This is a genomic window from Pseudomonas sp. 2FE (genome assembly GCF_005503735.1).
GTDB lineage: Bacteria > Pseudomonadota > Gammaproteobacteria > Pseudomonadales > Pseudomonadaceae > Aquipseudomonas.
Genome location: NZ_SCMO01000009.1, coordinates 1 through 13,665 on the forward strand (window position 1 = coordinate 1; position 13,665 = coordinate 13,665).

The window sequence follows — 13,665 nt, forward strand, 5'->3', positions numbered from 1 at the left end:
GGGCGCCGTCATGGAGTTCGTGACGAATAGCGCGGATGAAGTGGCGTATTACCTCGAGCGAGGCATGTGGCATGCGCTCAATGGCGCGGTCACGGTGGTGGCCCTTTCCGTGGTGGCCAACATCCTGCTCATCCTGATCCCAGCAGGAATTTTCTACCTCAAATCCTACTGGGATGGAGCTCGCGGCAATGTTTAACGAAGTGAAGGGGGCCGCGAATGTTCTCTCTATACCTGTCTGACTACATCGAGCACATCATTTGGTTTCTGGTATTCGCCGTAGGCGGCGGCATTGCCGGCGGTGTCGTCGCAAGCATTCTGTTCAACGGGCGGATCGCCCGGACGCTGTTCATCAAGATCGTGACGCTGTGCTCTATCGGTTACTGGCTGGTGTTCTTCACCGGGTACGTCCAGCCGCGCACGGTGCTCTATTACTGGGACAGGTACGGAGCTGACATGCTCGATGATCTGCTGCGCACAATTGGCAGCTCCATTGGGTAGGGCTTGGGATTCTGCTAATTGACTGCATCATCGAAGGCGGTCAACACAATGAGGATGGTTGGAATGGACACTAGCGAAATGACGAAGGGTGAAGCCGAGATTTACAAGGGGGTGGATAGGACGTATCCGCCGCAGCATGAGAGGCTGATTGCCGGCTGGGTTCCTCCTGTTGTGCCGCCAGAAGGGTTTAAGCATCTAGTGGCTATCCTTGGCCCCGTCACGGTCGAGGGGAAGCGCGCATATCTGTGGGTTCTCGATTACCTCAACACGGAAACGGCTGTATTTGCCTCGGAAGATCATGAGTTTGACGTTCCGTGGCCTTGGGTGCCTGGCTTTGCTCCGCAACCCCACGATTGGGACGCCATCGGTATTCCTCACCTGACTTGATCGGTCGACGACTGAGGCACCAATGAACCGCCCCCGGATCAAGAATGGAAACTCCGAACGGAGCTGGCCGACCATACAGGTCGCAGCGCTTTGGAAGAAGGTAAGAAAATAACGTGAGCATCATCAACGCACTTTCCGTAAGCATTGCCACCCTCGTGCTGCTACCCGCTCTGGCCAACGCACAAGCCGACACCAGGCCCGAGGCCTTGGCCGCAAATTTCATGGTGCAGTTCTATGACGTACCAGCTGACTCCGTGAGCGTCACGTTGACCGAACAAACCGCACGCCAGGCGAAGGCGAAGGCCGAAGTCGCAGGCGGGCACGTTTGCATTATGGAAATGGCCCTGGCGCCGGAAGGTGTTCATGCGCCCTTCGGCTGGCTTGTTGGCTCAATGCAGTGCGACCAGTAGGAAGTCAGACTCATGCTCGTTCGTTGGCTGCTGTTCGCCGTCCTGTTGGTTGGCCATTCAACCGCAGTTTTAATCGCACCAGAGGTATTGGCTCCTGCCATCGCAGGCTCTGTGTATGTGCCACTCATGCTGTTCAAATCGGTCGGGATTCCCGTATTTGCCGCAGCAGAATCTGGTGGGTGGCCTACTCCATCGTTGCTAGGCTGGGCGATAGTTGTTCTCGTCTGGCTTGGAATTTGGTGGGTACTTGCTTCGCTACTCTCACGTTTCTTGCCGAAGGCAAACTCAAGTTAGTGCGTAATTGCAACCACTTGCATGCGACATGACCAGCACACAAGAGCCAAATAAACTCCCTTGTAATTCATTGTCTTACAGAACGAATGTCCTAATTTTTGCCTTATCTCGGCATGCCCCCTACTGGGGCTAGGGCTGGCCTGATCTATAGGGTCTCCCGGCGCGAAAATGATAAGGCGCAGAGGGTTGCTACCGGATCTGCGTCCTTTGCCAGGGCGAGCTGCGCCCAAGGCCACCAGCGACTGACCAGCAGCTTCTGCTTGCCCAGGATGGCCGTGGCTCTGGCGCGTGCTGCGTCCCTTTGCGCGACTTCGCTGACGGCCTCGAAGTCGAGCTCGAACTGAGCGCCGGATGGGTTCATTGCTCGCAAATTTGCGTGCTCCCGAAGGGTTGCAGGTCATCTTGTAAGTAGGCATCATGGCTCTGCCGAAAGGTGCGTAAGCTGCGCGCTATTGCAGCTCAAGAACCCTCACAGTCCCACTCGGGGCTGTTTCAAGTAAACATAAGTCCGTCTGGCTTATGTTACCCCCAAGAATCATTCATCCACGCTTGAGCGTAGATGTTTGTCCGTGCCTTGCACGGGTCGTTAGCTGCGACTCTATCAGCTTAGAAACCACCCATGCGGGGAAAACCCGTATGGGCTTTCTCCGCTCTAAATATCTGGAGTAGAGAAATGGATAACAAACCAGTCATTAACCTGACCAAGTTCAAAACCACTGGTGAGCTCGAAGGCTTCGGCGTTCGTGATCTCAGTAGCTGGAAGGAGTTTCAGGAGATTCGTAATCTTCTGTTCTTCCCGGTTCTGCCTAACAAGGAAAGCGTAGCGAAGCGCGTTGAGCGTCTTAGCGAAATTGCCCTTGCTGAGGCAAAGAAGACTGGCGCAACTACCGTTCTGGTTAGCTGCCCACCATGGATGATGCACTCGCTGTGCGCTGAGCTGATTTATCACAACCTCACGCCTGTCGTTAGCTTCACCAAAAAAACTAACGAAGACAGCATGTCTGTCATCGATCTGGTAACCGCTGCCTAATAACAGCAACCAACAAAACCGCCCACTGGGGGAGTTATTCCCCTATGGGAATTCTCCTTTTTCGGGCACCTGCTCTTGAGAATGGAGAATATAAAATGCAATTCAATACAAAAGTTGAGATGAAAGAGTTCGGCTTCAACAGCACCGCGCAAGCGCCTGCTTTTGCTGCTGGACACAAGTGGATGCAGTACGTTGCGCCGACGAAGAAGTATTTCTTCCGCATCGGTTTGGTGCAGCCGTTCATGAACTGGCTGTACGCTCCGTTTGGCGATAGCTGCATGCTGCTTGGCCCAACTGGTTCTGGTAAGTCCTCGCTCGTAGAGCAAATTACCGCCCAGCTCAACTGGCCCTGCCTCACCGTTTCGGCACACAGCCGAATGGAGATGCCGGAGCTTACTGGCTACAACCTGCCTGTCACCGATCCGGTGAGCGGCGACCTGAACACGAAGTTCGTGGATGGGCCGCTAACCCTAGCTATGCGCAACGGGTTTGTGTTCGTGCTCGATGAGTACGACACGCTCGATCCGGCGGTAACTGTTGGGTTGCACGCAGTCATGGAGGGTCGCCCCTTGGTGATTGCTGAGAACAATGGCGAGGTCATCCACGCTCATCCGAACTTCCGTTTTGTCGCTTGCGGCAACACGGCGGGGCAGGGTGACGAGACCGGCGGTTACGCTGCAACCATGCAGCAGAACCTGGCGTCGCTAGACCGCTTCCGTGTGTTCGAGGTGCCCTACCTCGATGCTGATAACGAAGTCGCAACCTTGGTTGCTGCTTTGCCGATGCTCCCGGAAGAACTGGCACAAAAGATGGTGAAGGTAGCGACCTCAATTCGCTCCCAGCATCAAGGGATTGGCGGCAACTACCTGAGCGTCACGATGTCCACCCGGACGTTGCTGCGCTGGGGTCGTATTTCGTGTGGGTACACCCATGTCGGAGCTGCAAATCCAATGCAACAAGCTCTGCAAGAGTCTCTGCTTAACCGCTGCGACCGCGTACAGAGAACCGCCATCAGCAAGATCGCCGAAAGCGTTTTTGGTGGTGACTGGATGAAGGCTGTCTAAAAACCCTAAGGGGGAATCAACCCCCAAACGGGCGCGATTCCCCCTTTTTTTCGTTTGAGAGAAAGGAAAATCGCAATGACCATTCAACAGAATGAAATCAAAATCCTCGACCAACTTCTGTTGGTTGATCTTTCCGGTATCCACCTGTGGACTGCTCGGAAAAAGCTCAAGCCTGAAATGCTGGAGGGGAAAATTCCTCCTGCAATTTTGGCTTCGTTGGGCTCGATGCGTGTTATCGACCCGGAGAAGCTGAAGCCGTTCGAGAAGATCAAGCGGCAGGCAACCAAGGTGGTAGAGGAGTGCGGTGTGAGGTTTCTGGGCGGCTATGCCGTTTCCCAGGACAAAATCCAGGAGGTTGTAGATCGCCTGGAAGCACTGAAATCTCAGTTCTACGACCTGAAAGGCAACTTCCTCCCGAACTACGACCGCTGGATCAATGAGTGGATCGACAAGGGTTGGGAAAAGCAGGAATGGCGTAACGCTATCCGCACCTCGGTAACCCCGAAGGCGCAGGTAGATGCAGGTATGCACTTTGGCTACGCGGCTTGCCGTGTTTCCCCAGATGGCGACAAACACCTGTCCAACACGCTCGGCACTCAGGTTCGTGGCTTGTCTGATCAGCTCTACGCTGAAACGGCAGAAACGGCAGAACGCCTGCTTGAAACTGGACTGGCCACTCGTGGCCATGTCACTCAAACGACGCTGAATACGGTGCGGAAGATCAACGCGAAACTTCACGGCCTGATGTTCCTCTCCAGCGAAGTCCAAGCCCTAACCCAGCACATCGAAGAAGTCCTCGCGGCTTTGCCGTTGTCTGGCGTGGTGAATGGTACGCAGTACAACAGTGTGGTAACGCTTGTATCGGCTCTCTCTGACGAGGATTCGATCAAGCGTCTGATCAAGAACCTCAACATCGCCAACGGTCGTGAAGACGGTTCGTTGGTCGTTGCTCCAGCTCCTGCACCAGTTGAAATTGAGGCTCCCGCCGAAGTTGAAGCTGCTGCCCCCGCTGTAGAAGTCGCAGAAGTACCTGTTGGTGCGGAAACCCTGGATGAAGAGCTGTTGGTGCAAACCAGCCAAGCTCCGCAGCCAGCGGAAGAAGCCAAGCAGGAAGCTCTTGTAGTCGAGGCCATCGAGATCGAAGAAGCCGCTCCGGCGGAACTCGCAGATCAAAGCCTCGTAATCAATCAGGTCAGCCTGGACATGCCTTTCGGCACCTTCAGCATCTGAACCAAAACTAAACCCCGCGTGGGAGTAACCCTCCTCGCGGGGTTACTCCTTTTCGCGGTGGCGAGAAAGGAGAAGTTTATGAACGCAAAATCCCTGATCGGCTCCCTGCCGATTTACGCACAGCACCTTGCCGAGCTTACTGGCGTCAAAGTGCGCGTAGAGGGCAACCAGGCTTTCACAGATGGCAAAAACGTGAACGTCCCCTTCACTGAGGACGATCTGCCCCTGACCTTCGGCTACATCGCTCACGAGTGCTCCCATGTACGCAACACCGTCATGGAGTGCTTCGAGATCGCTGCGCCCAAGCCGTTCCGGCGGTCGGTGTTGAATATCCTTGAAGATATTCGCATCGAGAACTTGAGCATCGAGCAATACCCAGGCACTGAGTCGGATCTGAACTACCTCGTCAAAAAGGTACTAGGTAAAACGCTCGACCCGGCGGCGGTAGAAGCTAAGGCTCCTCTCAGCATCGTTCACGACACTCTGCTTCTGGCAGGCCGTTGGATGGTGCTCAAGCAGGATCTGGCCCAACCCGCTCAAGTCATGCTTGCGGCACAAGAAAAACTCCTCGGCAAAACGCTGAGTGAGGAAATCATGCAGAAGGTCTCTGGAGTCCTGAAGTGCGCAAGCACTCACGAGGCGCTGGAACTGGCTGACGCCATCATCGGCATGCTGCCCTCGGAAGAGGAACAGCAGGAGGATGACCAACCGCAGCCCGATGAGGGCTCGGAGGGTGCGCCTGAAGAGCAAGACAGCTCGGAGGGTGGTGACCAGCAGCAGGATGAGAAACAGGACGGCGATGAAGGTGGTGAAGGTGATGGCCAGGATGAAGCCGATGACTCGGGTAATTCTGACTCCAGCGCTGGATCTGCTGAAGGTGAAGGCGACGAGAACGGGCAACCGGACTCCGAGCAGAAATCTTCCGCTGGAGGTCAGTCTGACTCCAGTGAGCAATCCCAGTCCCAACCAGGCCAAGGCAGCGATGCTGGCCAGCCTGGAGAAGCTGATCAGCAAGCCGACGGCAAGCCGTCCAGCAAAGCCAGCAACCTGCGCAAGCAGGCCAATGAAGCGACCGAGGAAGACCTGAAAGGGTTGATCTCGGAAGTGGGCGATGCAGCAGGCGAGATGTTGGGCCGTAAGGCGTCCCGCGAGCGAATTGAACGGCCTCCGTTTGTACTGGGAGGGCGCTCGTCCAATCGTTCGGACACGGCTTCAGCGCGCCGCGCCCAGCTTGGCATCGAGCAATCCTCCGGTCTCCGGCAGAGCCTCAACGGTCTGCTACAGGCGCAGGTTGATTGCCGTGTTCGGCTGAAGCGTTCAGGCAAGCGGATCGACACAGGGCGTATTGCAATGCTGAAAGGCGGCGAAACCCGAGTGTTTAGGAGCAAGGCACGCGCTGAGCGCCAGTCTGCGGCAATCCAGATTCTTCTCGATAAGTCGGGGAGCATGAAGGATTCCATGGATCAGGCCGAGGCCGCTGTCTATGCCGTACTGCATGCCCTGGAAGGGATCTCGCTGGTAACAAGTGGCGCGATGTCATTCCCGGAAAGGAAGGGTGCCGGCGAACAGCAGTGTTCGCTAATCAAGAGCCCTAACGAGCGCTTGAGTCGTGCGGTTAATACAGGGGGCTTTGGCTCTATGGCTGAAGGCGGAACGCCTTTGGCACAAGCGCTTTGGCCTGCTGCTGTGGAGGTGCTGCGAGCGAAGGGCGAGAAGAAAATTCTTTTCGTCATCACGGACGGCGAACCAAGCGGCGGAACTGCCCCGGCGAAGGAAATGATTGAACGGTGTGAGGCGAGCGGTATTGAAGTTATCGCTCTGGGATTTGGCTCTGCCAATGACTACATCCTCAAAAACCTGTTCAGCCAGTACCGCGCTGTAGGCGAGGTTTCCAGACTCAAGAACGCGCTCTTCGAGCTGGTTCGCGAAGCACTGGTCGCCTGACAACTAACCATTCAACCCACTAGGGGCTTTCCCCTAGCGGGAGGCCTCTGTCGGTTTGAGGAGGTCTGAAATGGAAAATACTGCTACTGCCTTGCCCCTGCTGGATCTGTTCGGGGAGCAAGTGATTATTCAGCGTCGCTCGTTTGAGCGTAGACCCCGGCCTAAAGCGCGCATTGTGCGCGCCTTCCAGTTGGGGTTCCTCGACCTCCTGGAGATGTCGGATGCTGAGCTTGAAGCCCTGCGGGCACGAGACGAGATCACTGATGATTACGTTGAGTGGCTGCGTGGTTACCTGCTGAAACTGACGCTCCGACAAATCATTCACCCACAGGTGAGTGAGGCGACTAGAGCCGAGGCAATGGACTGGATGATGTCAGACGATATCCACTCGTTCAGCTTCAAGACCTGCTGCAACGCCTGGGAAGCCGACCATGAAGATGTTCGGTCTAGCACCCTGGCGATCATTGCTAAGCACACACGATAAGAAGCCCGCATGGGGGAAAGCCCCCAGCGGGCTTTCTCCCTTTCTGCGGTATGAGAAATGGAGATGAAAAATCATGCTGAAAAGTTCTGTTGTGTCCTATCCGGATCGCGGTAGCTGGGGAAACTCTCGATACCGTGGAAACTGCACGGGCCATATCGTCCGCGATTTCATTTCGACTTACATGAAGCGCAAGGATGGTCTAGTGGTAGATCCAAGCATCGGCGGCGGTACCAGCGTCGATGTTGCTCGTGAGATGGGCATTCGCTTTATCGGCACCGACCTACACCAGGGTTTCAACCTCCTGACCGACGATCTTGCATCGTTCCTGGGAGAAGAAGCCCATGTCGCCTGGTGGCATCCACCCTACGCGGGGATGCTGCAATACAGCGGCGTGGAGTGGGGCGAGGCGAACAAGTGGGATATGTCCCGCATGAACCTCCCAGACTTCACAGAAGCTCTGGAGTTGGCAGTGATGAACATTCATGACGCGGTTGAACGTGGCGGCGTGTATGGGATTCTGATGGGCAACATGCGCAAGGCTGGCGAGTATTACAACCTCAGTTCCCTCGTGGAGCGGGTTGCGCCGGGCAAGCTCATTGATGAGGTCATCAAGGTGCAGCACAACTGCGTCAGCGACTCGCGGACGTACAAGGGCAACCTGATCCGAATAGCACAAAGCTACTGGTGTTTCGCAAGTTGCAGGCTTCCCTGTTCCTCCTGGGAACGATGGAGCGCCGTGCTGAAGCCATGACGGGTATTACCTGGCGGGCGGCGGTACGGCGAGTGCTTCAAGGCGGCAAGACCCTTCACCTGAAGGAGATCAACGCAGCCCTTGAGCCCTACGCCAAGACTCGCAGCAACAACCACTGGGCCGCCAAGGTGCGACAGGTTCTACAGGACGAAAAATTCTTCGTCCGACTGGAGCCCGGCGTCTACCGACTGGTCGCTTAAAAAGCCTCCCTACCAGGAAGGCAATCGTTCTCGAACGATAAAAAACTAGCCCATGCGGGGAGAAATCCCCGCATGGGGCTCTCTCCGTGTCATAAACGGAGAGAGAAGATGAACGCGATCCTTGAAGCGGCACAACTGCAAGGCCAGGCCTCGATCAGTCGTAAGGCCTGGGTATCCAGGGGAGCAACCAAGGTTCACCTTTGGGAGCTGTCTTCAGGGGGGGTAATCCTCCTGAAGCACTCAAAGGGACAAGGCTTCGACCATCCGATAAAGTTGGAAGAGCCGATGGAAGTGGTGGTCAATCGCTTCCGTGATAAAAGGGGCCATCGGGTGTTTTCGCCCATCGGGTCACCCTTTTTTTTCGTCTGTACCTTGCCTGGGTCATTGGTTTTGGTATCATCCACACCATTAGAGTTTTCCTCACGGTTCACTCTCAAGAACTCCTCCGGCGCGATCCCTTCGCGCTTAGATCTTAGTGTCATTGCATGTGCAATGTTCACCAAGCGCTTGAATCGCGTATGCGATCAAGCAAGTGATTCATCATGTATGTGATGGTCACACCAAAGCAGAGCCGCGCTTTCAAACAGGCTTAAAAATCGCACTCAAGACATCAGCATCCAGGTAACTGGATATTGGCGTTTCTGTGTGCATAAAAAACCCGCAGCGGGGAGATAACTCCCCGCCAGGGTAGCTCTCCGTCTGCACCTTTTTGCTTACGGAGAATTACCATGAAAACTCTGATCATCCTGTCCGCACTGGTTGTTGGTGGCATTCAACTTGGCTGCGCGGCATTTGATTCCGGCGTCGCTTCTGTTCAACAGTCGCATACCGCAGAACTGATCAAAGCTCGTCAGAGCAGTTGATTCAATAAAGCTCTTGGCATGGCACCTTCAAACTAATTGGAGGTGTCTTGCCATGTAAGAGGTATCCGCGATGTTCTATGTAGACGCAATTGACGCTGTTCGCAGCGCTTCATCGTTGGCAGAAAACACGAATCTTGCTCATGCGATTTATTCGCAGGCAAGTGGCTTTGTTGTGACTCTTCTAATTCAGCCTAATGGCTCGGAGTTGGAAATAATTAAACCCTGACGGGGAAATCCCGTAAGGTCCGCTGATCCGCGTCCTTCGGGATTCCGGTTTAGTGAAAGAACTCTGTCTAGCGTGAGCTAGACACGTTTCAGTGGTCATCCCTTGTGGGTGATCCACCAGAGCTCTTCTTGAAAGGAGAGTTCTGGGGATCACCCACCTGGAGAAATGATATGGCCGCTGCAAACGCACTGTTCTGCCAAGAGCTGAATGAACTGATGATCGAGTCTGGCCGGGTGTTCAAAGTACCCGAGCAGATCGCAAAGACTGTCGGCGGCAACGATCCGGATACTCGTTTCGTGAAGTCCTGGGCAGTCATTCATCGGTTGATTCCGAGTGACGGAAACGTCTTCGTGATGCCTTCGGCATGATCAGAAACACCGCAAGCCCCGGCATGGTAACCCCATCCGGGGCTTTGCTTTTTCAGACGATATAACCGCCTGAAAACGATCCATTTCAATCCTCCCTTCCCATAGCATCGACCTATCCTTTTCCCTGGATGGGCAATCATGCGGCACTCAACGAAAACAGCCCTAAAGCGCGTGGCTACAGCAGCCATGATTGCTTTCTATCTCAATAGCATGACCTTCAATGCCTGGGCTGATGCAGTCAGCACTGGGTCAGCAGCGGGCCAGGAGGTAGGCAGTTATGGGGTCTCTGTCTTCAACGGCGAGGCTGGCTCTACAACCTTGCAAGACCTCTTCCCGGCTACCGAAGGCACAACCTCGCTCGAGGAAGTCTATGGGGACGACAACAAGACCATCGACATCGGCATCAACGCCAACACACGGCTCCAGGCTGAGGAGTCCCGTGAAGGCGATGCCTATCGCACGCTCGTCGAAAGCAACAAGCGGACATCGGTAGACCTGTCCAAAGACCCCATGCTCAACCAGGCCGACAAGGTTCGCGAGCCAACCTTCATGGATGGCTTCAAAGAGAATTTTGCCGACTGCACGCGAACCGAGGTCTTCGAGACCATTAAGCGCGATGCACACGTTGCTAAGTACGAGACCTGTGAGCGAGTCACTGACCAGGGCGGCAACGTGAACTTCAACCATGACTACAAGATTGGTGTGGTTGAGTATCTGTCCGGGGAGCCCAATTTCCAGTCTTGCGGCGTCGGCTGCATGTATTTATGGATTGGCGATGTCGTAGATAACAACCTTGGCGGTTGGTGCAATGTTTATGAAAAATATGTGAGATACCGCGTTATCAACAAGGAAGCCATTACCAGTGCAAAAATTGATTTTATTCAGTGGGATGACTTTGCAGAGATTTATCTAAATGACACCCGAGTTTGGCTGAACCCAGTAGGCTTTTTCCCGGAAAACCAGTCACAGCTCCCCGCCGGTTTCTCATGTGAATACGTTGGTAACCTTGGTGGTACAGGTACTTTGCAAGGTGGTGGCGTTGATATAACGAGCCAATTCAAAGGAGAGGGAGATGTACAAACATTAAAGATGAGAGTTTCGGTAGGTAACAGAGGAGAAATCTACGCTCGGATCAAGATCCTCTACGACCCGGCCAAGGCCATCGTCGACAACGGCTGGGGGCCAAGCGAGCGTCTACCCATGTTCGACATGGTGAACGATGGCTTCTGCAAAAACGTGAGCATGTCCTGTACCGAGATGCCTGTGGTCGACGCGAACGGCTGTACATCCGAAAACGGGGTGAGAGTTTGCCGCTCGGACATGAAGCCTTCACCTACCCCAAGCATCGATCCGTTCTGCAAAAAGGCCAACGTCACTGCCGAGTGCTCTTTCTACAAGGGCGACCTGAAGTGCTACAAAGACCCCACGGGCAAAGAGCACTGCCCAACCAACAATGGCGGGGTTCTGGACTCTTGCAAAGAGAAAGAGGCAGACCCGAACTGCGGCTTCATCTCCCAGGCCTGTATCAAGGGTGCTGAGGGCGATTCCGGTAGCTGTTATGCCTTCTCCGAGGTATGGGATTGCGGCTACGACACCTCCTACGAAACCATCGTAAATACTGGCGCGGACATTGATTGTCCCGGTGGCGCGAGGTGCATGGGCAGCGAGTGCTTTGACACATCCAACGTGAAGAGTGGCGACTTCGCCTACGCCGCAGCGATGCTCCAGGTGGCGCAGTTTGCCGAGCACGATCTGGCCTGCGGTGGTGATGGCAGCAGTATCGAAGTGTCCAACTCCTGCAAGGTCTTCAAAGGCGAGGCCATGGAGTGCAAGAAGGCACTCGGCGGTTACGTTGACTGCTGCGAAGCACCAGAGGGCGTCAGTATCCTCGACTATGTGAACCTCACGATGAACACGCTGAAGATGACCAGTTCGATAGAGGCACTGAATAGAACAGGCAGTCTCTTTGGGCCTGGGTATTGGGAGGCAGCGTCTAACGCCGTGACTACAGGTGCTAGCACTCTAATCAAAGGGGAGTGGTCAAACGTCTATGGCAACGCTTCGGGCGCATTTACCGACACACTGGCTGGTGAGTTCGTCAGTCAGCTTCAACAGCAGCTAATGCAGTGGGCATACGATGCGATGGTTGAGGCGGGGGCCACCGGGGCCGCAAACACGGTATTTGCGGTGGGTGCTGATGGTGCAGTTTCCGGTTTAGGCTCCCAAGTAGCGATGGTTGTGAACATTATCGGCTGGGTGTACATGGTCTATGTCATTGTGGACTTGCTGATTAACATCATTTGGGAGTGCGAGGAAAAGGAGTTTGAGCTGGGGGCGAAGAATGCAACTCGACAGTGCTCCCTCGTGGGAACCTACTGCGCTTCTGAGTCCGCTTTTGGCTGCGTTGAAATGCGCGAGTCCTACTGCTGCTATGGCTCGGTCGTTGGACGAATTGTTCAGGAGTCTGCAAGGGAGCAGTTGGGTATCAGCTACGGAGATGTTAAGTCACCGTCTTGCGAGGGTTTGACTCCTGACGAACTGCAACAAGTAGACTGGGACAAGGTTGACCTGTCGGAGTGGATCGGGATGCTTAATTTGGCGGGAAGGCTACCTACACCTACAACAGTAGGAATTGATAACCTCACTGGAACGGGCAGTCAACTGGGCGAGATCTTCAACGAAGGGACTGACAGGGCAAATACCCTTGATCGGAACATCGAGCGTCTGCAAGATGTTGATATCGACAAAATCAAGAAACAGGCAGAGGAAGAGTTACGTTAATTTCGAGTCAATAAAAAACCCGCCATCTGGCGGGTTTTTGTTATTTACCGATGAAGAAAAGCTCATTCCCCTTGTTGTACATCGCTGGTGGTGACATTGGCCGTGTCATCTTGCTGCCGCCCTGGTAGATATAGACCCACGATGGCAAGTGCGCAGACATGCGAATGGCGGCCTCCTGTTTGGTCATGCCGTTACCTCGGGCATCTGCCGTCAGTTGTACACCCAGCGGGATAAATACCGGGCCTACGACCGTCTTGGCTGAAATGAAACTTGGTGCAGGTTTGCTCGAGCGCAACGTTTGCAACCGCTCCAACGGCTCGCCTTGGATCTGGAGCTGCCCGTTCATGAACATACTGGCCTTGAGCTGGTTTCCCGATGCAGTCTTGGGGAATGCCTGGGTACGGGCTTCCTGCCAAGCCGTTGATAACAGGTCGGCCGCCTCTTGGGGGGAACCTGCTAACTCACTAGGAACCCATGCTGCGACTTGTGGCAGGTTCGACAGCGAGGTGGAACCACCGACCATAAGCACAGTTGTGCCGACAGAAGTGCTGCCCTCCATTTGGTCAACCGCAAAGTGGGCTACATCGCCACTTCCATTGAGCAGACCATGCTGCTCAGCAATCGCACGAGGGATGTCGCGGCGACCGGCTAGGCCCATTTCATTGAAAACCACCATCGCATCCGACCACTTATCCTTCGGCACGGTGGAAGGATCAGGAAGATGGATTCCACTCGATTGCGGCCCGGTAGCGCAGCCGGCCAGAACAGACACAGAAACGCCAAGGATGGCAACTCGTACAGCGTGTGAGAACTTCATCGTGAACTCCTTGTTGACGTGACTAGATTATCGCTCGGCCCGAATTACCCAAGCCAGTGGCCTCGGCATTTGCGGTGGAGGCCTCAGCCTGGATGCGCTGGTAGATTTCGTCGCGGTACACCTTGACATCCCTTGGGGCTGAAAACCCCAGTTTGACTTGGCCATTGCTTGAGCGCAGGACAACTATCTCAATGTCATCACCAATCCGGATGGACTCACCCGATTTTCGCTCGATCTGGAGCATGTGCATTCCTTAGTTTTCAGGCGCTGGCGTTTTGTTGGGATTCAGCATGATGGGAGAAAGAGAACATGCGGATT

Annotated in this window: 17 protein-coding genes; 15 read left to right on the forward strand and 2 right to left on the reverse strand. The window is 54.7% G+C overall.

Going from position 1 to position 13,665, the window contains the following annotated elements; genetic code table 11:
- The 15 genes from FFS12_RS13975 to traN all read left to right on the forward strand — a co-directional run.
- Positions 1-196 (forward strand): hypothetical protein (locus tag FFS12_RS13975; RefSeq protein ID WP_171011878.1); only part of this gene is annotated, 196 nt, incomplete at its 5' end.
- Positions 197-216: 20 nt separating this feature from the next.
- Complete coding sequence (locus FFS12_RS13980) at positions 217-498, forward strand: hypothetical protein (RefSeq protein WP_137887441.1); 282 nt, start codon at positions 217-219, stop codon at positions 496-498.
- 63 nt (positions 499-561) lie between these two features.
- Entirely contained in the window at positions 562-885 is a 324-nt protein-coding gene (locus tag FFS12_RS13985) for a hypothetical protein (protein WP_256657388.1), read from the forward strand.
- A 113-nt stretch (positions 886-998) separates the two neighbouring features.
- Entirely contained in the window at positions 999-1,295 is a 297-nt protein-coding gene (locus FFS12_RS13990) for a hypothetical protein (RefSeq protein ID WP_137887443.1), read from the forward strand.
- Between the two features lie 967 nt (positions 1,296-2,262).
- Complete coding sequence (locus tag FFS12_RS13995) at positions 2,263-2,619, forward strand: hypothetical protein (RefSeq protein WP_137887445.1); 357 nt, start codon at positions 2,263-2,265, stop codon at positions 2,617-2,619.
- Positions 2,620-2,714: 95 nt separating this feature from the next.
- Complete coding sequence (locus tag FFS12_RS14000) at positions 2,715-3,683, forward strand: AAA family ATPase (protein ID WP_137887447.1); 969 nt, start codon at positions 2,715-2,717, stop codon at positions 3,681-3,683.
- Between the two features lie 75 nt (positions 3,684-3,758).
- On the forward strand, positions 3,759-4,913 hold the full coding sequence (locus tag FFS12_RS14005) for a DUF3150 domain-containing protein (protein WP_137887449.1): 1,155 nt from the start codon (positions 3,759-3,761) through the stop codon (positions 4,911-4,913).
- Between the two features lie 78 nt (positions 4,914-4,991).
- On the forward strand, positions 4,992-6,857 hold the full coding sequence (locus FFS12_RS14010) for a VWA domain-containing protein (RefSeq protein ID WP_137887451.1): 1,866 nt from the start codon (positions 4,992-4,994) through the stop codon (positions 6,855-6,857).
- A gap of 70 nt (positions 6,858-6,927) precedes the next feature.
- The gene (locus FFS12_RS14015) at positions 6,928-7,341 is read left to right on the forward strand and encodes a hypothetical protein (RefSeq protein WP_137887453.1); all 414 of its coding nucleotides are present in this window, start codon (positions 6,928-6,930) and stop codon (positions 7,339-7,341) included.
- Between the two features lie 73 nt (positions 7,342-7,414).
- A complete protein-coding gene (locus tag FFS12_RS14020) occupies positions 7,415-8,092 on the forward strand; it encodes a site-specific DNA-methyltransferase (RefSeq protein ID WP_256657389.1) in 678 nt (225 codons plus the stop codon).
- Positions 8,089-8,292 carry a hypothetical protein gene (locus FFS12_RS20240; RefSeq protein ID WP_256657390.1) on the forward strand — a complete coding sequence of 68 codons (204 nt, stop codon included), beginning with the start codon at positions 8,089-8,091 and terminating at the stop codon, positions 8,290-8,292. The genes FFS12_RS14020 and FFS12_RS20240 overlap by 4 nt, the downstream gene beginning before the upstream one ends.
- Before the next feature lie 108 nt (positions 8,293-8,400).
- A complete protein-coding gene (locus tag FFS12_RS19940) occupies positions 8,401-8,844 on the forward strand; it encodes a hypothetical protein (RefSeq protein ID WP_171011879.1) in 444 nt (147 codons plus the stop codon).
- A gap of 176 nt (positions 8,845-9,020) precedes the next feature.
- Entirely contained in the window at positions 9,021-9,155 is a 135-nt protein-coding gene (locus tag FFS12_RS20245; protein WP_256657391.1) for a hypothetical protein, read from the forward strand.
- 396 nt (positions 9,156-9,551) lie between these two features.
- The gene (locus tag FFS12_RS14030) at positions 9,552-9,749 is read left to right on the forward strand and encodes a hypothetical protein (RefSeq protein WP_137887455.1); all 198 of its coding nucleotides are present in this window, start codon (positions 9,552-9,554) and stop codon (positions 9,747-9,749) included.
- Positions 9,750-9,887: 138 nt separating this feature from the next.
- Positions 9,888-12,530: a conjugal transfer mating pair stabilization protein TraN gene (gene traN, locus FFS12_RS14035; RefSeq protein WP_137887457.1), complete on the forward strand. Its 2,643-nt coding sequence runs from the start codon at positions 9,888-9,890 to the stop codon at positions 12,528-12,530.
- A 40-nt stretch (positions 12,531-12,570) separates the two neighbouring features.
- Here traN and FFS12_RS14040 read toward each other — a convergent pair whose 3' ends face one another.
- Together FFS12_RS14040 and csrA are read right to left on the reverse strand one after the other, a co-directional pair.
- Positions 12,571-13,347 (reverse strand): hypothetical protein, encoded by a 777-nt coding sequence (locus FFS12_RS14040; RefSeq protein ID WP_137887459.1) that lies wholly within the window; start codon positions 13,345-13,347, stop codon positions 12,571-12,573.
- 22 nt (positions 13,348-13,369) lie between these two features.
- Positions 13,370-13,591 carry a carbon storage regulator CsrA gene (csrA, locus tag FFS12_RS14045; protein ID WP_137887462.1) on the reverse strand — a complete coding sequence of 74 codons (222 nt, stop codon included), beginning with the start codon at positions 13,589-13,591 and terminating at the stop codon, positions 13,370-13,372.
- Between the last annotated feature and the right edge of the window lie 74 nt (positions 13,592-13,665).